This is a genomic window from Nostoc sp. FACHB-892, assembly GCF_014698795.1.
Taxonomy (GTDB): domain Bacteria; phylum Cyanobacteriota; class Cyanobacteriia; order Cyanobacteriales; family Nostocaceae; genus Nostoc.
In genome coordinates this window covers 1-18,834 of record NZ_JACJTR010000057.1, presented here as the reverse complement: position 1 = coordinate 18,834, position 18,834 = coordinate 1, and the positions used below count along the sequence as shown (strand labels likewise).

The window sequence follows — 18,834 nt, the reverse complement described above, 5'->3', positions numbered from 1 at the left end:
GCGTTGCTGCCCACTTCCTCAATCAGACTATTTTACTTAGTTCCACAAATATAACAATGTTACCCATAGAAATCCTACAAGAATTTAACTCGTGCTATCTGAAGATTCAGGCGATTGCCCAAAACGAAAATTGGCTTTTGTTGATTGCGGACAAGAAAATTGACCCAGAAGCAGCGACTCACTTAGCCGATGTTCTGCATTACTTAGGTGAGGCAATGGGTTGCGTGGAAGAAATCGTTGAAGTCAAGCTTAATCAGGAATCATAATTATGAAATTCTATGCAACCAGTGTTCCTCAAGCTTTACCAAGTTGGGCAACTGTTATATCAAACAAAGCAGGTCTGATTGAAGTAGAAATCAATGATGAAGACCCTGGATTTCACTCAATCATAGAAGAATTATCTACCGAAATAGAGCCAGGAATTATCGGTGTAAAAGCTAGTGATTTATGTCAAATACTCAGCATTGAAATGATTGATACTAACGAAGAAAATTGACAACCAAAGTTTAGTAATCCCAAAAAATGAAATTCACCACTGTATCTGTTAGCTACTCTAGGAAATTTAATCTTGGCGGCTATGAATCACTGGAACTGGGTTGTTCCTTATGGGCGCAAGTCGAGGATGGGGAAGACGCGGATGGAATAACCCAATTCCTCTATCATCAAGCTAAAACTTCGGTAAAACAAGCGGCAATGCCTGTACTAAAAGCCTCAGAGTTTCAGATTACTAAGGCTAAATCTAGCAAAAAAGTGTCTGGTGATGTCAACGAAAGCCATTGGTAAGATGAGAGGAGCTAGACAATGCAAGAATTAATCAAAGCTCTAATTAAAGCAAAGGCAGAGTTTAACCCCATTCAAAAAGACGGTACTAATCCTCACTATAAATGATGCTGAAGGTGCAGCTACTCCTCAAAAGACAGAACAACCACAAAATAATATTAGACCCCGCAAAGACAATCAACAGCCTAGAGTTCAGCCAGCAAAACAAGCTATAACTCCACCATCAATCAACCCAAAAGATTTGCGAGTCAAAGAAGTTCGCACACTTTTAAATTATCCGTTGGATTTAGTCAAAGAATGGCTGCATTCTCGAAATGTTACAAGTCCGAGTGAGCTTGATTCTCTTCAAATTGATGAACTAGTGAAAACTATGTGTTTGGCTTGGGCCGGTAATAAGTTTGGACATCCTAATCATGCTGTTAACTCGTATCAGAAACACGTAATCGATGCTGTATTACGAGGTGTTTCTGAGATGGAAGCAATTCAAGCATGGATGGAGGGAGCGCTTGCACAATTGCCTGAGTTGAATTGAATCAATCATATCTTCTCATAGTACCAATAAGGAAAATATCATGCCAAGAAAGTCCACTTACCCCACCCCTACTGACCAGTCTTCACTGTGCCTACAATATCTCGGTCGTTGTGGTGGTAGCGATCGATTGTGCAGTATCAACTTTAGTCTTAGTGTAATTCAAATGTTAGTTAATCAAAGAAAAGTAAAGATTACCAATACAGGTGCGGGTTTCTATGTTCAATTGGAGGAATCTAAATGACTAACCACAAACAAGCTATTTACCAACCTGAATTAGACCACAAGAGTAAAATGGTTCTTCGCCGCCGTACTAGAAAAAGATTCAAACCCAGGATTTTTTTGACCGCATCATAGAAACAACTGCAATTGTCTCTCTGCTCTTGACTGGCTTTTCAGGAGTTGGAGCAATGGCTTGCTGGGGGTTGGAGATTATTGAGACAAATGCTAATCCCAACATAATCATCTCTGGTTGGCAATACCAGAAAAACAAAAGTCTTGGAGTTATGTTGGTCAGCTTTTCCGCCTTCTTAGGCAGTTCTTTAATCGGAGCAAGCTTCAGCATTCAACGAGATAAATTTTAGGGTAAGAAACAACGATGGAAATCAAATTAACCACAGCAGAGATTCGGACTATTTTACAAGGATGTCAATATACGTTGCGGCTTGTGGGAAGTAGTAAGGATTATCGTAGGCTTCAATCGTCAGAGCATTTTTCTACATCAAACGATGTGGTGCTAAATGACGCATTCGATGTTTTGGGAGAAATAGTGGATGCAATTGATTGTGTACAGCAGGCGACTCAACAGCAAACAGAAAGAATCTAAATTTAGAGGAGTAAGAAAATGACGTTAACTCTGGATAATCGCTCTCAAAATAAAGAATCGTCCCTGACGCAAGCATTGCGGCAGATACAGCAGCTAAACTCCAAGATTGCTGTGTTGGAGCAGCAGCATCAAGATTATGTACAGAAGCAACAGAATTTAATTCCAGCCATCGCTGAGATTTGTATTTCTCCAATACAGGAAGTACAGGCGCTGCGGATTCTAATTTATAAGGGAGAAGCAGCTTGTCGGCAGTACTTGCGTTCAGTGTTGGTTAAACAAAGCCAAGCTTCAAAATGACCATACGGGAAATCATTTGCCCAGTTCATATAAAAGAGCCAAGCATAAATTAAAGCGATCGCCACCAGACAAAGAAGGCGATCGCTCCTGCTAGAAATGGCAGTTACCCCAAAACTTAACTTTTGAGCTAAAAGTATGAGCGCACAAACTGAAGAAATCAAAGAACTTGACCCATTAGTTTTTTGTGAAATTTGGGGATTAAGTTATGAGCAAGCTTCAGAATATTTGAATATTAGAGCAAGAACAATGACAGCGTACGCTTGTAGAAAATCTTCTAAAACTCATCGTCAACCATCTTCAAGAGTAAGAGCGCTAGCTGCAATACACCATAATAGATGGTTGAAAGAAGGGAGATATCCTAGCAAACATTTTAAAGCTTTCAATCAACAAAGTTGACAACAAAGTTGACAACTCAGTACCTTGAACCGCCTTGTGCAGTTTTTTATTTTAGAAGAACAATGTTAAGAGACAGTCAACAGCTACCGCTTATGGATATCAATATTGATACAGATATTGACAGTGACACTGATACAGATATTGCTACTGATATGACGCGGATATTGACTATCTTTTTGAGACTATTGACACGGATTTGACTAAGTTCATGAAGTCACAATGGAGAGAACAACTTTTTCATCAAAAACCAAGCCAATCGGGAGTCAATTTCTTGCTTTTACCGATGTCAAAAGCCAAAGCAACTAAAATTTTAGGCATCTGCCCCCGTACATTAGAACGGTGGACAGAAGTAGCCCAACTTGTTCCAGAGTATAGATTAATACTCTTAAGAATGAAAGCTTTTGCTCAAGAAAAGAGACTACGTGCGCCATTAATGACAACGTACCAAGTATGGGTAGTAGGAAAGATTGGCGAATTGTTTTCTGACATTGTTCAAGGTATTGATAAAAAGCCCCTTGTTGAGGCCATTATTGAAGCTAACAAAGGTGAATATACTCGCAGCAACTTTGAACAAGAACAACTTAGATTCACATCATACGGTTTAGGAGAGATACATCATGTCGAATAGCATATTCACCCGTGCAGAATTATTTGAATTATTGAGTGCTAGCTACAGCCCAGAGCAAATTATTGCTGGATTAAAACAACTGGCTCAGTCAGATCCAGCAGTTGATCCGAACGCTCAAGAATTTCCCGTAGAAATCAGCGATCGCTTAGAAAAGTTGTTCAATCTAGCGCAAGCAACCCTCGACGAATCGAAGCTGTTAGGAGGTAGCAGCAATTTAGCGAATATACAGACGGGAGCTATGGACATGGCCACTGAACAATTACGAGTAGAAGGAGTCAGCCGGGAAACGTTTAAAGCATTCTTGGACATTGTGGCAGGTAAGACTGTTGCTCAAGCGCTGGCAGTTCATGAGTTTGAGCAAGAATTGTTTGATGAAATAACCAGTGAGCTTGATGCTCGTTCATTGCAGCGACGGACAGAGCAAGGTTTTGATGAAATAGCGTTTATTTATCAGTTGGCCAAAAATCCCGAAATCAGGCAACAGATTACCCAAGAGTACGGGTTAAAGACTGGGGATGAGATTAAGCAACAAGTTCAAACCCTTACTACTACTGCAACTCCTGGTTTTGACCCGGAAGCATTCTTACAAGAACTAGGAGTGCCAACACCTGAAAAAAAGTCCACACAACCGACAACAATTCAGGACTTGAAAAATTTGACACGCTCTTTGTTGAGCGAGAAATTCCAATCTCCAGCTTAAAATGGCGCAAGTTCTTCAAGGAGAATCTTTTCGGATTCTCAGTCATTTTTTTTCTAGTTTGCATTGGGCTGTCTGTTTACGTTCGTGTTATTAATGCACCACCCCAGACAACACAAAGTATCGACGGGCAACAACCGTAAAATATTCCGGTTGAGTGACAATGAAATACCAGAAGCAAGCGATGTTGGGATTATTGGGCATGGGGTTAATTGCAAGTCCTTGGTTATCGCAACTGCCAGCCCAATTTAAAACTTACTCTCACGGCATTACTATTCGTGAGTCTGAAGAACTAGAACGCATTAAAGCCGAGCAAAGAGCAGAAACCGCCAATAAAATTAACTCTCTTGGAGTTACGCCCTCATTCAGTAAGTTACGAATCAGGAACTATCTAGACTCAAAAAAACGTAACCCTAGACCTGACACTACAGGTTATTTAGAAGATGAAACAGTTTTTGTGTATGACTCAACTGGTTTATGTATTGGACGCATTGAACAGAGGCAATGGAAATGGAAATATCGATTCAAAAATGCTTGTAAGAATTCGCCACTGTACCAAGATTCCCTCAATTGATTTATGAAATATCTCACTCCGAACAAATCTAATTCACAACCAAAACCAGAATCATCACCACAAAAAGAGCCGAAAAAAGGAGGGAGTGACTACCTAGAATTGTTAGCTCGGTGGATTGTGGCATTAATCTCACTGCCAGTCATCTTTATCTCACATATCATTGCCCAATTCGTTACCCCAGGCACACCCGGATACAAGCTCGTTGGTGCAATTGGTTTCTGGATTGGTACACTCCTTTCTACTGATAGCATCTGGCAAGTTTTATTCCAGGGAAAACCGATTTTTCCGTGGTTTGAAACTGAGTGGATTGGCTGGCTTGGTTGGTTACAACTCCTATTTAATCCCTTATTTTGGATTAGCTTCGGTATCTCTGCACTTGTCCAAGTGATGGAAGCTCGGACATTGCGTGGTAAAGACCCACAACAGGCCAAGAACGAGTTTGAGGAATCAAAACAATACACACTCGGCAGTAAACCGAATGGGAATATCGACCTGACAGTGGCATTGTGGGGTGATTACAAGAGGGCTGGCATGAAAGAACGTCATACAGGTGGAGCGATCGCACTATTCTTCTGGGTTTTGGATCTGACTACTACCTTCGTTGGTCGAAATCCCTTCCGCTACACTAACCCTGGTTTAATCCTGGCTTGTTTTGCTTACAATGTAGCCTCAATGATGGCAGGCGAGATTGGTTACAGCATTTGGAAATTAACTAAATAAGGCAGGGGAGCAATCACCGTGCCAAAACGGGAAATCCTACCATCATTTTGGTGAAAAAACTATGATTATGCTGCTAGCTTTGATTAAGTTTGAACGGAAAATCGTCGTTTCAAGCACTTGAAATTTTCTTAGGGTACTATTTTCCGGGATTGGCACGGTGACGCTTTAAATGACTCGGATCAAGTAAGTAAGAAAATTTACCGATATGATATTTTCAAATGAGTTTATACAGGTAGTAAATACGAGTCGTTTACATCGAGGAAAAATCAATCGTTAAAAAATTATATACATCGACCGAAAATAGCGAAAATAACTAAGGCTTACAAGCATTGAGGTCTGATCTTGAAAAGGTTTTTATTTATCGGTGGCGTGCTGCTAATTCTTTTTGTTTATTTTGGTTTAAACTATTCTGGCTTCTGTTTTGCAGAAAAGCGTTACCTAAGTGATGAAGAAAAAGTTAGAGCAGTATTCGATTACCAAAATAGCCGGGATACATTACCGATAGAAAACTTCCCAGGTATTTCGTATCCCAAGCACATCAAGTATAAAAGCTTCGATGAGTATATAGCATTTTATCCAGAATGCTGTTCCGTCAATCCTGGCGGCGGTTATGAAGTTCCTCCTACAAAATTTCTCGATCGCATTCTTGGATATGATTCGGGCGATGTTGTAGTTATTGACTTTAAAGTACGTTATTTGGATGAAAACGGCTCGCTTAAAACAGGAGAGAAACGCTTTGATAACTACTTGGAAAACTGTGGTAAACCTCGATGATGATTTCCTCGAATGTAAAACCCGAAGTATCGGAGAAGAATTATGGTTCAACTAAATAGAAACAACATCATAAAACTCTACATATAACCGAATTTTAAGCATTTTAGTCACAATTATTAACAATCCATCCCCTTGGATTATAAAGCGTTAATTACTCCCCCCTGCACCCCTGCAACCAACATGAGAAAACTTTACTAAGCGCGAGAGAACAAAGATGCAGCAACAAATACCAATGCTAGAAACCAAAGAAACGGCGCTCCTCCGTAGCGACTACCCCAGCATTGAGTATTTGGAAGCTGGCAACATTGCTTCTTGGTTACAGGAACGACAGGATCAGTTGTTAGTTCGCGCCAGGGATGAACGTAACGGCATGAATCTCGCTAAGTTCATCACACTGACCACGGCTCTTACTGGTGCAGTGTGCTATGCTACATCTCCTTTAGCCCCGATTGGCGCAGTTGTTGCAGGGGTTGGTTATCTCTGGTCAATTGTTCAAGACTTAAACGATACTCATCAATTTGCACCCATCCCTTTCATTCGTGGTAACTTCTTTGCTTTCCTTTCTGCAATGGGTGATAGCGTCGCTAGAGTTGAATATTTTGCTAACCAAAATGAAATTGCTGACTTGATGCTTCACTTGGAGCCAATGGAGAAATATGAGTTCGCCATGCTCAAACAATGTTCTCATGTTGTGTGTGAATACCTGAATGCCGTTGAGTCTGGGAAAAGATTTTATGCTTACCGTTGGCTGCTCGATTGGTTTATTCAGCTACGTGGGCAGTTTCCCACCCGTGAGCAATTGTCTGGGCATTTAGCGCAAGTGACAATTGACCCGCGAGTTAACTACCAACAAGTAACAGTTATTCAAGAGGCCATACAACCACAAAACCTTGGTATCCCACAAGCTCGATTTGCTCAATTACCGATTCCTGGTGTGGGAGCAAGGTTTGAAGAGGAAACGAGGCAATTTGCTAGGAGCGGAGGGGAAATTTCTCCCATGCAAAGTACCTCTTCTCCTTCAGTCAATACCGAAATCTCCACTTACACCTCAAAGCAAGAGACTGAATATGACCTAATCGCTCACATTGCTAAAAAAGTTACCAATATGCTGTGGGTTGGTGTCCCTGGTTCTGGCAAGGGCATCACCATTAGCAATGCAATCGATGCTATTAAGCGACTGCATTCTGGCATACATATCTTTTATATTGACCCCAAAGGTGACGAAAAAGAAACAGGTTATTTCAAAGGTCGTGTTGATACTTTTAAACGGGCTAAAATCCTAGAAATGTCTCCGGTCGAAGCCGTTAAATGGGTCAAAGAATGCTTTACCGAATTTCAAAATATCTCTGGCTCCAAGCTGATTATTTTGGATGAAGGAACGGCTGTCTGTTCCAAATTTAAAAATACCAAGGGTGAAATTGGTTGGCTCAAAGATAAAATCATCTCTTACTGTTCTTGCGGTGATAGTTCCGGTTGGCATTTCTGGATTGTCGTGCAAAATCCCCACACTGATGACTTGGGCATTTCTGGCGGACTGCGATCGCAGTTAACCTCTGTAGCGTTGGTTCATCCTGATAACGTCCCAGCTTACAATGCCATGATTGCCACCCAACTAATCCCCAGCGATCGCAAGATTACTTCAACCCAAGTAATGGAGATTGCTGCACAATCACCAGTCGGTCGAGCAGTTTATTACGGCGGCATCAATGAATGGATACCAATGCCTCTGTTAAAGAATTTCTCTGGTTATGACCGGGATACCAAAAACTTTATTGACTCTGCTCCAAGTAATAAGCAAACGTCTCAAGCTGAAGCTACTTCATCAAGCACACCAACAACCCAAGCTCAACAGATGTTGGCGCTCTTAGAGAAGACGAAAGCCAGTTCCATTGATGAGTTTATCCAAACCGAGTTGAAATTAGACGGTGTTCCCCCAGAGCTAATCCGTTTGGGAATTGAAAAATTACTCCAAAATTCCCCAATTAAATATAAGTTCAATCCTTGGAATAACCAAAACTGAGAATTTACATCAGGAAGCCTTAACAGCATTTCGACAAGGCAACTATGCATTGGTTAAACGACTCGCTGCGTTCAACCCACTTGACAGATATTGCAAAGCATTAAGCTTTATGGGTGGAGCGTTCAATCCGCAAGCCATAAGTTCCGGCAATACATTTACGATACTTAATGAAAGCATCCTGAATGTTGCCGAACTAGCTAAAGAGCGTACTGCTACAGAGCTTGGGGCAGATATTGCACAAATATTTGGTTAATAACCAAGTGCGATCACCACTCCAAATCTCATGGCGATCGCACTTCCGTAGCTAAAATATTTTCAAAAAAGAAATTGATTACATTACCAAATAAGAAAAAACACAAAAAACCTTTCCAGTACCGTCCATTTTTTCAAAGCCTTATCAGGAAGTGGAATTTCTGGAAGTAGAAGAAAATAGTATTTCTGAGGCTGATTTGGAACAGATTGTGGCGATCGTTGCAGCTACTACTAGCCCTCCGACTTCTTTTGCTGCTATCAGAAACAGCCGCAAGTGGGGCGAAGAGAAAAAGAGTGTCCTTTACTTGAGAAATGCCCTATTACAATTGATTGACACTAACCGATTGTGCGGAAATGAAAAAGATGGTTTCAGCGTTTTTAACATTAACCACTAATATTCGTCACAGTTCCGGTCGAGTTCCGGTCAAGTTCCGGTATTCTTACATTTCCAAGTACGGCTGAAAAATAGAGTCTTTTTGTCTATCCAGTAAGTTTTAATTTTTTCTAAACATTTTCTGGAATGTCGGAGCATAGGAAGTTTAAAAATGAGCGATAAATTAACCACAGCATTACAAAAATTAGCCATAAGTCCAGTTAAAGCAGACAGGCTAGCTATTTCTAGATTGGAAAAAGAGTACGGCGCTTCTTTATCAGAAATCGTTGGTGAACTCGAAGATTATGCCATAGTCCATCAATCTATATCAGACGAAAGGGCTAAACCCAAAAATCAGTTGATTATAGTTTGCTGTTATGGCTGTCTTTGGGGCGCAGTTATCGGAATTGCGACGTTATTTATTAAGCCCAGCGTTACTGTAGTGGCGATTGGGTTGGGTTTTACGGCTGGGGTGTCTGGGAAATTGCTGGTTCAAAAAGAGGAATAAGTTGAAGGAGTTGAATGAATATTGGCTTTAATTGTTTAGCTGAACTCTTGGATTCATTGGAGTAAATATGTCTTGGTCGAAATCTATTTCAATGGACGTTGCTAATAAAATTTTTGACGTAATTGGAGTTTCTTTTGAGCAGAACGAATTAGAGGGCGGTTACATCGCTAAACATGAACGTTACATAAACTGTCAGATAAAACAACCAACTAAGTGTAATAACAAGATTTTTGCAGGATAATATCTCTGAATAGAATTTTATTTGGCAAAAAGCAACCTTGTCGAGTGTCCTAGCGGAGAGTAACGCACAAACAATTAGCATTAAGTAAAGTTTGGATGCGTTACATTAACAAACACTACAATATCTGCGACTCAGGGGAGTAATGTATTGCGATCGCTATTACTGTGAGTCGTGATTTTTAGGCTATCTCTCTTTTGCTCTTAATATATCGTATATTAGATATTGGAGGCTAGATCAAATGTCTAGACTTTTAAACTTCATGTAATTACTACAAGAATTTAACCGTGATTACAAATGCTAGTAGCCTTACCCTTGGCGCTCTCCGTCAAACTTTTGGCTTGAGACTCGACTCTAGCGATCGCTTTTTTGATGAATGGTTAAATAATGCGCCGACTCTAACCGAAGCGGAACTACAAGGACTAGATCGCCTCACTCGAAACTATACCTATCTTAGTCAAGAAGAACCACCTCTCGAAGAAATTGTTAAGCTTGTAGTTATATCACCATTGCTAGATTTAGCAGGTTTCTATCAGTTTCCTTTTTTGGTAAAAGCAGAAGTAAGTACCAATATCGAAGTTGCAGATGAAGCTAATGCTATTGCAGTTCAAGGCAGGATTGATATTTTGGTGATTCAAGATAGTTTTTGGATTTTGGTGATCGAGTCAAAGCCTGCAAGACTAGACGTTACGGCGGGAATTCCCCAAGCACTTACTTATTTGTTGAGCGCTCCCAACTTACAGTCAAGTTGTTATGGAATGGTTACAAACGGAAGAGAAGTATTGTTTTTGAAATGCGATCGCCACCAAAATGTCCCTCAATATACTAGATCCAATACTTATCGGTTACTTGAAAATACATCAGAACGTATCCAAGTTTTGCAGGGACTTAAACAAATTGGGACTTATATTGGCGATTTGAGGAGTTAGGCGATCGCTATTCCTGTGAGTCGTGATTTTTAGGCGATCGCTTAATAATTATTGGTCTTTGCGGCGGGACACATTCTTAAAGGAATCGCCAATAACTTCTCGGAACTTATCAACGAAGTAAATCATTTTTGATGGAAAAATCTTGACCAGAAACAGTCAGCATTAACGGGCTTATCGGTTAGGTACGTAAGATATCCGCCTATTTACATAACTCAAGAAATGTAAGGGCGACTGCAACATTTCTGTCATTACATCAAGCAAAAAAACATCCATTACAAAGACTGATGAATTTCTTTCAGCAAAGAATCAGTCTTGTCAATGTATCTTCGGATTACTTCAGGCGATGGCAAGTCTATATTTAGTTGTTTTTTGCAAGCAAGTCCTACAAGAGTTGATATTTCAGTCCTCACCAAAATATCCCTCGATAACTGCTGAAGCATATCCTCTGGAGTTAATGTATCAGCATATTCAATTATGTCGTTCTGATAGCAAAGACTAGCAATTGCATGAACGTATCCTAGAGAAGCACATATTTCAGCTAACTCCGAAAAAATCTCAGATTCTTTTCTGACTGCCTCTCTCACAAATGCTTGCTCCAATACTATAATTTTTGAGTGCCTAACCGCACTGCTTCATTCACCCTTGAGACAAAAAATCATCCGGCTATGTCTTTACCACTCTCGTAAGCCATAACTCTGGGTTTTCTCTTCTTGAGAGGGACTACTTTCGATTGCTTGGGTGCTTGTGGCGGACGGCATGTTTCACAGTAGAGCGGTCGCACACCAAAAGTTTCTCGTTGTGTGGGTTGTTCTTCACTGGCACCCTGGTAGCGATAATCGAACAGCGAAACGACAAACCCAGCTTGAGCGAATTTCTCGGCAAACTGCGGTAATCCCATTTCTTTGGTCAAGCCAATTCCATGAGCCATGACAATGGCAGGACAGCGCTCACCGGATGCGACTTGATCCGGAGTGTAAAAGGTGACGGAACACTTTAGACCCTTACTTTCAAAACTGGTTCTTCTTTGCATAACTGCTTACCCTCTCTTTTTTAAAGACCAGGAACATTAATGCCTTGCAGTGACAATAGCTGCCATCAACTGCTCAATGTTCCAGCGACTGGTATATCGAATTCCATTAATAAACAAAGCTGGGGCAGCCGTTACTCCACTGTGTAATCCACTTTCTATATTTTGATTAATACGCGCTATGTGTATTTGACTGGATATATCTTGCAGAAATTGGGGAATATCGAGTCCTAGATTATTGGCATACTCCACAAGATCGCCGTTTCCTAATGCTTGTTGATGGGTGAACAAAATGTCGTGCATTTGCCAAAACTGACCTTGGCTGGCTGCCGCTTGGGCCGCTTCTGCTGCACGTTGAGCATAAGGATGTATTTGCGGCTGTGGAAAGTGGCGAAATACAAAACACAAGTCATTGGACTGTTGTTGGATTGCCTTAATTAATTGGTGAGTTTCGCCACAAGTGGGACACTGGTAGTCGCCATACTCGACGAGTACCACTGAAGAACTTACCAATCCCTGAATATGATCTTGTTCTAAAATCGGCGCAAATAACCGATTATAATCACCAAGACTCATGAAAGCACCTCTAAGGAAAAGAGTGCAGCAGGTAAAGACAGATGATTGCTATGAAACCTTTTTCAAAATTGGATAGATTGATTTGGCTCTGTTATCTGTTGCATAAACTCAATTTAGAGGATTCACTCGATTTTGTCGCTGAGAAAAACTTCAGTTGATAAGCTGACAATTTAGACAGCTAATAAACTGACAAATTTGACAGGTATGATGCTACAAGCTAACGATACCTCGCCTTAATGCAACGATCACCGCCTGAGTGCGATCCTCGACACCCAGCTTACTTAAAATATGATTTATATGAAAATTGACAGTGCGTTCAGTAATATATAGAGCTTTGCTAATGGCTTGGGTACTCTTGCCCGTTGTAATGAGTTGAAGCACCTCTAACTCGCGATCGCTTAATTCTGGACTTGCCATGCGCTCTAAAAGTTTGGCACCGACGCGGGGTGGAATGTGCTTGTGTCCTTTGTGAACGGCGCGAATCGCGGACAGCAATTCTTCTGGTTCGGCATCCTTGAGTAAATACCCTTTAGCTCCTGCCCGCAATCCCTGATAAATGTCTTCATCGCCCTCGTAAGTTGTCAATACGATAATCCGAGCAGCAGGAAACTCGGTGCAGATGGCAGTAATCGCAGCAACTCCATCCATTTGGGGCATTCGCAAGTCCATCAAAGTCGCATCTGGCTGTTTTTGACGAAAGACAGCGAGTGCCTCCTGACCATTCCCAGCTTGTCCAACAACAAGGATATCTGGCGCTTCTTCCAGCATTGCAACCAAACCCTGACGTACAACGGGGTGATCGTCTACAACCAGAACACGAATGGCATTAGGTTGACTCATGATGGTTTTCCTGCTGATTCACGGACACTGCAATTTCTGTTCCTTGTCCGGGGGTACTGTGGATCTGGATCCGTGCTCCAATGAGTTCGGCACGTTCTGCCATGCCTAATAAACCAAAGCCATTGTGACTAGAATCTCGATCAATTGCAAATCCCTGTCCATCGTCCTTAATTCGTAATATGCACTGCGTGGACTGATAGATTAGTTCAACACGAATTTCAGTTGCTTGTGCATATTTGAGTGCATTCGTCAATCCTTCCTGTCCAATCCTTAACAGATTATTTTCCACCTCAGAGGCTAGCGGATAGGGGATGCCGATAGCTTCACACATAATTTTTATACCTGTGGATGATTCTAGCTGACTTGTCAGATGTTTGAAAGCACTGAGTAAATCACTATTTTCTAACAAGTAGGGACGGCGTAGCGCCTCTACAGAGCGGCGTGCTTCCGAGAGTCCAGTTTGGGCTAAGTTCTGGACTTGAGCTAGGTGAGCCTGAGCTTTTTGAGGGTCTACTGTTATCTTGTTCGCAGCAGTTCTGGCGTGAATAATAACACCCGTGAATGACTGCGCTAGTGTATCGTGAATTTCTCGCGCCATGCGATTGCGTTCTTCCAGAATTGAAGCTTCTTCGGCGCGTTTGCGGTCGCTAATGTCGAGAATCACACCTAACATTCGCACAGGCTGTCCGGCTGCGTTATAAATGCCTCGACCTCTGCCAACTAACCAGTGAATATTACCATTCGGGTAGATGACTCGATATTCCGCTTCAAAATCGGTATGAGATGCTAGAGCTGCTGTAACAGCTTGCTCGACCCGATGAATATCTTCTGGATGAACCCGTTCGCGCCATGCCTGATAGCTGCTCTCTTGTTCACCGGGTACTAACCCCAGCAATCGAGCGTGGTTATCGTTCCAATGTGTTGTATTCTCAACGATATTCCAGTTCCAACTGCCAATATGGGTGAAATCCATCGTCAGCCTGCGTTGCTCTTCACTTTGGCGCAGGGCGTTTTCAACTCGTTGACGCTCTTCAATCTCATGAGAAAGGAGCAAAGTTCGCTCAGTTACTTGTTGCTCCAACGTTTGGTGGTAATCGGCTAGCAGTTTCTCTGCTTGTTTCCGGTCTGTAATGTCTTGAAAGGCTGCGATCGCATAAGCTACATTACCCTGTTCGTCAAAGATAGGAGTTCCCCACACCTCAACTGGAACTATTGCATTGTTTTGGTGAATTTCCAGATCGTCAACTGTGGTGCATTCACCGCTCAATGCCCGAATAACTGGTAGTTTCTCAATTGGATAGTTTTGATCTGTTCCTGCCAAATAAAATTGATAAATCTCTGGGATTTGCTCCGGTGTCACAGAAGGATCAATCCCTTTACCCATTAGCTGAATTCCCCGTTGATTGACGTAGTAAACGCGACCAGCCGCATCCAGTACTCCAATTCCTACCGGGACAGCTTCTAGAAACTGTTTCATTCTACTTTCGCTCTTCTGTAGCTTTGAGTAGAGTCTGGCATTTTCAATGGCGATCGCCGCCTGAGATGATAACAGATTCAAGACCTGCGATCTCTGTGGTGTAAAAGCTCCAGCCGCCAACTTGTTTTCTAAATACAACACGCCCACTAGTTTACCTTGATTGAGCAGAGGCAAGCATAAGATTGATTTAATTTGATTGTGTTGAATATATGGCTCATGAATAAAATTACCTTCACGAGTAGCATCATTTAAAATGACACATTCATGAGTACGAATCACATAATTAATAATTGATTCAGGTAAATGATTTGCAGTTGGGATAGGTTGCAGTAATTGTGTCGCATGGACATTCTTACCCTCATTGAGTTCACCAAACGCTTTAATCACCCATTTCCCTGAATTTTCTAAAATTAGAAAACCTGTTTGTGCGCCAGCATTTTCAATTAATATGTTCATCAAGGAACTGAGTAGCTTATCCAGTTCTATTTCACTCGAAATCGCAAGGGAAGCTTTCATCACCGCCGCTAAGTCGAAAGCAATGGGTGAGTCATTAGAGGTGGTGACAGAAGTTTTAGGGGTTGGCGAAGCCGCATCCGACGATTGAGGAAATAGCTGTGGATAGCGAGTTTCTAAATCTCTTACTTTCGCAGTTGCTCCCCACCGTTCATAGCAGTAGTGAGCTTCTTTCATGTAGGTTTGGGCGAACTTTTCTCTACCGCGAGATAGGTAAAATTTGGCAGCTAATTCATAAGCTAATGCTTCTTCTTGAAGATAGCTATTATCTCTAGCACCAAGAATTGCTTGTTCGTAGAACTCTTCTGCTTCAAACCACTGGCCCAAAACTCGTGCTTTCTCTGCCTGTAGTAAATGATATTTATGCAAATAATTCATGGGCGCGTAATGTGCCCATTGTTTCATTTTTTCCAGACTTTCCGTAATTTTATCCAGGCTTTCTATTTGTGTTTGAGCGCTGCTTGCGGAATAGGTTACAAGCTTTAACAGAGAAGTATAAAGGTAGTACAGAGGGAGGAGAGGTGACGCTGTAGCGCAGACCAAATAACGTTCCGCTACAATTAAGGCTTCAAAGGCCTGAATGTACTCAGAAAATAGATAGCATAGGATAAGTTTGTTGAAATAGACAACAAAGATACCATTTCCATCATTAACTGTTCCATGCTCTGGCAATTCGTTCTCCTCGTTATAGAATTCACCAATTAAACGGGATGGATTGACTGAACATCCCATCAAATTTGAAACAGATTGCTGAAATACTTGATTTAAAGCGAGTGCTACTTCTTGTTTGAACTGACGCATTACTTCACTGTATTCTGCCATCTCACGATTAGCTTCTATGAGTTCCTTTCCGATGACGAAGGATTGCATACAGTAATTATGAGCGCAATAGGCGGCAAACTCTATATCTCCAGTTTCTAGTGCGCTTTGATAGCCTTCTAGTAATGGCGGCAATGAAACTCTTCCATGTTCTTTCCAGGGGATGACGAAGGTATTTACGACCATCAATGTTCTAGCTCTGAATACATGAGTAGGAAGTTGTGTTAACAGACTCAAAGCCACCTGTCCAAATTGGTAACCAGACTCAATATCTTTGACCGTTCCGCAAAGAACTAACCCTAAGTTGGCATACGCAAAGGGAGACTCAGAGGCATTGCCATATTGGATGGACAAGTTGACTTGTTTAAATACAAGTAGAGCCATCAAAGCAGGAGCAGTACTATAAGCAGCAATCATGACGCTAGATAGGATTTGCATCGCCGCCAATTTCTCTGGCTCGGTCATCTCTAGCAAATGGCTCAAATCCTTAATTGGTTTCTCACGAAAGTAGGATGTGATTGTGTTTAGTTCAAGGCAGATATCTGCCTGACTGGGTTCTTCGGGAAAACTAATTCCCAGTTGCCGCAAAACTTGCAACGCAGTATTGATTGCTTTCAAGTGCTCACTTTGCGCCATCCTGGTTTGGATTTTGGTTTTGTAAACTTTCACGATATCGAGAACCGTTTTAGCCTCTTGTAGGACGGCTCCTGCCCACTGGTCTACATCTTCAAACTCGCCACATAAGTACGTAACTTCTGTTGTTTCTGAAAATAACTCTAAGGTTAAGTCATAGTTTGTTTGCCAGCTAGAAGCTGCCAGCCATTCTCTTCCTGTTGCTAAATATTTTTTAGCGATCGTGTAAGCGATCGCCCCTTTCGCTTTCTGACCTGCCATTAAATTTAGTTTAGCAACTTCATTGCGTTCAGATTGATTGGTGAGAAGTTCAATGCCATGATTTAAATGATCAACAATTTCAAACACTCTGTCTGTTAATCGCTCTGGTAAAGTTTTTTCGAGGAGATTACGACCGATTTGGAGATGAACAACTTGTTTGTGTGACTGATCGATTAAGGCGTAGGCGGCTTGTTGCACGCGATCATGCAAAAACTTATATTCTTGAACTAACAAGTTTTCATCTAATTCAGACAGGGGTTGAATTAATCCAGCTTGGATAGCTGTCACCAAATCTAGAGAAACCGCTTTAGCGGATTGCTCACAAACGATTGCTAACGTATCTAAATTAAATTCAGCACCTATACAAGCCGCTAACCGGAGAATTTGCTGTGTGTTCTCTGGCAGTTTCTTCAATTTGTGAAGCATCAACTCCACAACATTATCAGTGATATTTTGAGCTTGAATCTGAGCAATGTTCCACTGCCAGCTTAAGTGTTGTGCATCAAATGTCAACAGATTTTCGCTATACAGCGTCCTTAAAAATTCGTTGACAAAGAAAGGATTTCCATCGGTTTTATGCAACAGTAACTCTGCTAAGGAACAAACGCTGTCTACATTTTGATGTAGCGTCTGGGCAATCAACTGACTCAACGGCAAGAGCGTTAAGGGTGCCAAGATAATCTCCTGAATGACTGCTCCTTGTTTTCGCAGTCTTTCCAAAGTCAATACCAGTGGATGCGTTGAATTTACCTCATTATCTCGATAGGCTCCAATTAAAAATAAGGATTGGGTTTGCTCATCAAGCAGCATCAACTCAATTAACTTCAGCGTTGCACAGTCTATCCACTGCAAATCATCTAAAAAAATCACAAGCGGGTGTGACTTTGAACAAAACACCCGCACAAACTTCTGAAAAATTAGATTAAAGCGATTTTGAGCTTCCGTCGCCCCAACTTCCGGTACGGGTGGCTGCTTGCCAATAATTAACTCAACTTCTGGGATCACATCAATGATGATTTGCCCGTTGCTTCCCAATGCTGTCAACAGGCGCGATTGCCACTGTTTCAACTGCTCATCGGGTTCACCCAACAGTTGCTTCAGCAATTTTTGCAGGGCATTTGCGATCGCGCTGTAAGGAATATTGCGCCCGAATTGATCAAATTTCCCAGAGACAAAATAGCCACGCTTTTGGGTAATTGGTTTATAGATTTCCTGCACTAACGCAGATTTACCAATGCCAGCATAGCCAGATACCAACATCATTTCAACTTGGAATTTTGGATTGCCCGTTTGTTCACTTTGTGAAGTCGTTTCTGAATTATTTGGTGAAGAAGCGATACGATTGTTTTCTGGACACGCTACACGGCCAAAAGCTGCCAGTAACATTGCAATTTCCTTGTTCCGTCCATACAGTTTTTGGGGAATTTCAAAATGATTGCAAACGTCTTGAAGCGCAAGTTGAATGTTAGAGATTTGACCTATTTGTTCTAATTGTTGAACACAGATTTCTAAATCTGCTTTGATTCCCCAGGCACTTTGATAGCGATCTTCTGCATTTTTCGCCATCAGTTTCAGAATTATATCTGAAACTGGTTTGGGAATCTTTGTATTTATTTCATGAGGTGAAGGTGGCTGTTTGGCAATATGATAATGGACTAGTTCCAAAATATCCGTTGTTTCAAACGGCAGATGTCCGGTTAGAAGTTCGTAGAATGTAACACCGAGGGAGTAAAAATCGGTGCGGTAATCGAGCAAACGGTTCATCCGCCCGGTTTGCTCTGGAGATAGATATGCGAGTGTCCCTTCTAATACATGAAGACTTTTAAAAGTTGGATTCGTGCGGTTAAGTTGAGTAGCAATCCCAAAATCAATAATTTTGACAACGCCAGTATCCAGATTAAGGACTATATTTCCAGGATTGATATCTTTATGAATGATATTGGCTGCATGGATTTTGCCTAGAATGTCGGTGAGGGCGATCGCAAGACCTAGAAAAGTCGATAAAGGCATAGGGCAAAAAATATCTCGGCGCTTGTGCATCCATTGCTCTAGGGACTCCCCCCCAAAATCTTCTAAGATAATCACCAGAGTGCGTTGATAGTCCTGCTGGCTGTATGCCTTGATAACTCCTTCCAAGTTAAGGGAAC

General features: G+C 41.6%; 25 protein-coding genes. 20 read left to right on the top strand and 5 right to left on the bottom strand.

What is annotated here, in order from left to right:
- Positions 1–56 precede the first annotated feature (56 nt).
- The 20 genes from H6G96_RS35435 (at position 57) to H6G96_RS35340 (ending at position 10,541) form a co-directional block, all read left to right on the top strand.
- Positions 57–266 (top strand): hypothetical protein, encoded by a 210-nt coding sequence (locus tag H6G96_RS35435; protein ID WP_190918513.1) that lies wholly within the window; start codon positions 57–59, stop codon positions 264–266.
- A 2-nt stretch (positions 267–268) separates the two neighbouring features.
- The gene (locus H6G96_RS35430) at positions 269–496 is read left to right on the top strand and encodes a hypothetical protein (protein ID WP_190918511.1); all 228 of its coding nucleotides are present in this window, start codon (positions 269–271) and stop codon (positions 494–496) included.
- A gap of 26 nt (positions 497–522) precedes the next feature.
- Positions 523–783 carry a hypothetical protein gene (locus H6G96_RS35425; protein ID WP_190918509.1) on the top strand — a complete coding sequence of 87 codons (261 nt, stop codon included), beginning with the start codon at positions 523–525 and terminating at the stop codon, positions 781–783.
- Positions 784–1,021: 238 nt separating this feature from the next.
- Positions 1,022–1,312, top strand: a complete 291-nt coding sequence (locus H6G96_RS35420) for a hypothetical protein (RefSeq protein ID WP_190918506.1) — start codon at positions 1,022–1,024, stop codon at positions 1,310–1,312.
- Positions 1,313–1,352: 40 nt separating this feature from the next.
- Positions 1,353–1,553 carry a hypothetical protein gene (locus H6G96_RS35415; protein WP_190918504.1) on the top strand — a complete coding sequence of 67 codons (201 nt, stop codon included), beginning with the start codon at positions 1,353–1,355 and terminating at the stop codon, positions 1,551–1,553.
- Positions 1,554–1,719: 166 nt separating this feature from the next.
- A complete protein-coding gene (locus H6G96_RS41890; protein ID WP_242063542.1) occupies positions 1,720–1,893 on the top strand; it encodes a hypothetical protein in 174 nt (57 codons plus the stop codon).
- Between the two features lie 14 nt (positions 1,894–1,907).
- Entirely contained in the window at positions 1,908–2,135 is a 228-nt protein-coding gene (locus tag H6G96_RS35405) for a hypothetical protein (protein WP_190918502.1), read from the top strand.
- Positions 2,136–2,153: 18 nt separating this feature from the next.
- Positions 2,154–2,432, top strand: a complete 279-nt coding sequence (locus tag H6G96_RS35400; RefSeq protein ID WP_190918500.1) for a hypothetical protein — start codon at positions 2,154–2,156, stop codon at positions 2,430–2,432.
- A 135-nt stretch (positions 2,433–2,567) separates the two neighbouring features.
- The gene (locus H6G96_RS35395) at positions 2,568–2,828 is read left to right on the top strand and encodes a hypothetical protein (RefSeq protein WP_190918498.1); all 261 of its coding nucleotides are present in this window, start codon (positions 2,568–2,570) and stop codon (positions 2,826–2,828) included.
- A gap of 62 nt (positions 2,829–2,890) precedes the next feature.
- Positions 2,891–3,028 (top strand): hypothetical protein, encoded by a 138-nt coding sequence (locus H6G96_RS35390; protein ID WP_190918496.1) that lies wholly within the window; start codon positions 2,891–2,893, stop codon positions 3,026–3,028.
- 8 nt (positions 3,029–3,036) lie between these two features.
- The gene (locus tag H6G96_RS35385; RefSeq protein ID WP_190918494.1) at positions 3,037–3,456 is read left to right on the top strand and encodes a hypothetical protein; all 420 of its coding nucleotides are present in this window, start codon (positions 3,037–3,039) and stop codon (positions 3,454–3,456) included.
- The gene (locus H6G96_RS35380; protein WP_190918492.1) at positions 3,446–4,156 is read left to right on the top strand and encodes a hypothetical protein; all 711 of its coding nucleotides are present in this window, start codon (positions 3,446–3,448) and stop codon (positions 4,154–4,156) included. The genes H6G96_RS35385 and H6G96_RS35380 overlap by 11 nt, the downstream gene beginning before the upstream one ends.
- Before the next feature lie 160 nt (positions 4,157–4,316).
- Positions 4,317–4,727 (top strand): hypothetical protein, encoded by a 411-nt coding sequence (locus H6G96_RS35375; RefSeq protein WP_190918490.1) that lies wholly within the window; start codon positions 4,317–4,319, stop codon positions 4,725–4,727.
- Between the two features lie 3 nt (positions 4,728–4,730).
- Complete coding sequence (locus tag H6G96_RS35370) at positions 4,731–5,447, top strand: hypothetical protein (RefSeq protein ID WP_190918487.1); 717 nt, start codon at positions 4,731–4,733, stop codon at positions 5,445–5,447.
- A 342-nt stretch (positions 5,448–5,789) separates the two neighbouring features.
- Entirely contained in the window at positions 5,790–6,221 is a 432-nt protein-coding gene (locus H6G96_RS35365; protein WP_190918484.1) for a hypothetical protein, read from the top strand.
- Between the two features lie 214 nt (positions 6,222–6,435).
- A complete protein-coding gene (locus H6G96_RS35360) occupies positions 6,436–8,241 on the top strand; it encodes a hypothetical protein (RefSeq protein WP_190918481.1) in 1,806 nt (601 codons plus the stop codon).
- 49 nt (positions 8,242–8,290) lie between these two features.
- Entirely contained in the window at positions 8,291–8,494 is a 204-nt protein-coding gene (locus tag H6G96_RS35355; protein ID WP_190918478.1) for a hypothetical protein, read from the top strand.
- A 151-nt stretch (positions 8,495–8,645) separates the two neighbouring features.
- Positions 8,646–8,888 carry a hypothetical protein gene (locus H6G96_RS35350; protein WP_190918475.1) on the top strand — a complete coding sequence of 81 codons (243 nt, stop codon included), beginning with the start codon at positions 8,646–8,648 and terminating at the stop codon, positions 8,886–8,888.
- Positions 8,889–9,038: 150 nt separating this feature from the next.
- Positions 9,039–9,374, top strand: coding sequence for a hypothetical protein (locus tag H6G96_RS35345; RefSeq protein ID WP_190918473.1), 336 nt, complete (start codon positions 9,039–9,041; stop codon positions 9,372–9,374).
- Positions 9,375–9,899: 525 nt separating this feature from the next.
- Complete coding sequence (locus H6G96_RS35340; RefSeq protein ID WP_190918471.1) at positions 9,900–10,541, top strand: restriction endonuclease subunit R; 642 nt, start codon at positions 9,900–9,902, stop codon at positions 10,539–10,541.
- A 272-nt stretch (positions 10,542–10,813) separates the two neighbouring features.
- On the opposite strand, the gene H6G96_RS35335 is transcribed toward H6G96_RS35340, so the two are convergent.
- The 5 genes from H6G96_RS35335 to H6G96_RS35315 all read right to left on the bottom strand — a co-directional run bounded on the left by H6G96_RS35335 (position 10,814) and on the right by H6G96_RS35315 (position 18,823).
- On the bottom strand, positions 10,814–11,125 hold the full coding sequence (locus tag H6G96_RS35335; RefSeq protein ID WP_199339836.1) for a hypothetical protein: 312 nt from the start codon (positions 11,123–11,125) through the stop codon (positions 10,814–10,816).
- 71 nt (positions 11,126–11,196) lie between these two features.
- Positions 11,197–11,571, bottom strand: coding sequence for a hypothetical protein (locus H6G96_RS35330; RefSeq protein ID WP_190918468.1), 375 nt, complete (start codon positions 11,569–11,571; stop codon positions 11,197–11,199).
- A gap of 36 nt (positions 11,572–11,607) precedes the next feature.
- Positions 11,608–12,144 carry a DsbA family protein gene (locus H6G96_RS35325; protein WP_190918464.1) on the bottom strand — a complete coding sequence of 179 codons (537 nt, stop codon included), beginning with the start codon at positions 12,142–12,144 and terminating at the stop codon, positions 11,608–11,610.
- A gap of 210 nt (positions 12,145–12,354) precedes the next feature.
- Positions 12,355–12,984, bottom strand: a complete 630-nt coding sequence (locus tag H6G96_RS35320; protein WP_190918461.1) for a response regulator transcription factor — start codon at positions 12,982–12,984, stop codon at positions 12,355–12,357.
- A complete protein-coding gene (locus tag H6G96_RS35315; RefSeq protein WP_242063541.1) occupies positions 12,971–18,823 on the bottom strand; it encodes an AAA family ATPase in 5,853 nt (1,950 codons plus the stop codon). The genes H6G96_RS35320 and H6G96_RS35315 overlap by 14 nt, the downstream gene beginning before the upstream one ends.
- Positions 18,824–18,834 lie beyond the last annotated feature (11 nt).

Excerpts from the sequence above, each read along its gene's own strand:
- H6G96_RS35435 (WP_190918513.1), top strand. The coding sequence starts at position 57 with ATGTTACCCATAGAAATCCTACAAGAATTTAACTCGTGCTATCTGAAG.
- H6G96_RS35430 (WP_190918511.1), top strand. The coding sequence starts at position 269 with ATGAAATTCTATGCAACCAGTGTTCCTCAAGCTTTACCAAGTTGGGCA.
- H6G96_RS35425 (WP_190918509.1), top strand. The coding sequence starts at position 523 with ATGAAATTCACCACTGTATCTGTTAGCTACTCTAGGAAATTTAATCTT.
- H6G96_RS35415 (WP_190918504.1), top strand. The coding sequence starts at position 1,353 with ATGCCAAGAAAGTCCACTTACCCCACCCCTACTGACCAGTCTTCACTG.
- H6G96_RS41890 (WP_242063542.1), top strand. The coding sequence starts at position 1,720 with ATGGCTTGCTGGGGGTTGGAGATTATTGAGACAAATGCTAATCCCAAC.
- H6G96_RS35405 (WP_190918502.1), top strand. The coding sequence starts at position 1,908 with ATGGAAATCAAATTAACCACAGCAGAGATTCGGACTATTTTACAAGGA.
- H6G96_RS35400 (WP_190918500.1), top strand. The coding sequence starts at position 2,154 with ATGACGTTAACTCTGGATAATCGCTCTCAAAATAAAGAATCGTCCCTG.
- H6G96_RS35395 (WP_190918498.1), top strand. The coding sequence starts at position 2,568 with ATGAGCGCACAAACTGAAGAAATCAAAGAACTTGACCCATTAGTTTTT.
- H6G96_RS35390 (WP_190918496.1), top strand. The coding sequence starts at position 2,891 with ATGTTAAGAGACAGTCAACAGCTACCGCTTATGGATATCAATATTGAT.
- H6G96_RS35385 (WP_190918494.1), top strand. The coding sequence starts at position 3,037 with ATGAAGTCACAATGGAGAGAACAACTTTTTCATCAAAAACCAAGCCAA.
- H6G96_RS35380 (WP_190918492.1), top strand. The coding sequence starts at position 3,446 with ATGTCGAATAGCATATTCACCCGTGCAGAATTATTTGAATTATTGAGT.
- H6G96_RS35375 (WP_190918490.1), top strand. The coding sequence starts at position 4,317 with ATGAAATACCAGAAGCAAGCGATGTTGGGATTATTGGGCATGGGGTTA.
- H6G96_RS35370 (WP_190918487.1), top strand. The coding sequence starts at position 4,731 with ATGAAATATCTCACTCCGAACAAATCTAATTCACAACCAAAACCAGAA.
- H6G96_RS35360 (WP_190918481.1), top strand. The coding sequence starts at position 6,436 with ATGCAGCAACAAATACCAATGCTAGAAACCAAAGAAACGGCGCTCCTC.
- H6G96_RS35345 (WP_190918473.1), top strand. The coding sequence starts at position 9,039 with ATGAGCGATAAATTAACCACAGCATTACAAAAATTAGCCATAAGTCCA.
- H6G96_RS35330 (WP_190918468.1), bottom strand. The coding sequence starts at position 11,571 with ATGCAAAGAAGAACCAGTTTTGAAAGTAAGGGTCTAAAGTGTTCCGTC.
- H6G96_RS35325 (WP_190918464.1), bottom strand. The coding sequence starts at position 12,144 with ATGAGTCTTGGTGATTATAATCGGTTATTTGCGCCGATTTTAGAACAA.
- H6G96_RS35320 (WP_190918461.1), bottom strand. The coding sequence starts at position 12,984 with ATGAGTCAACCTAATGCCATTCGTGTTCTGGTTGTAGACGATCACCCC.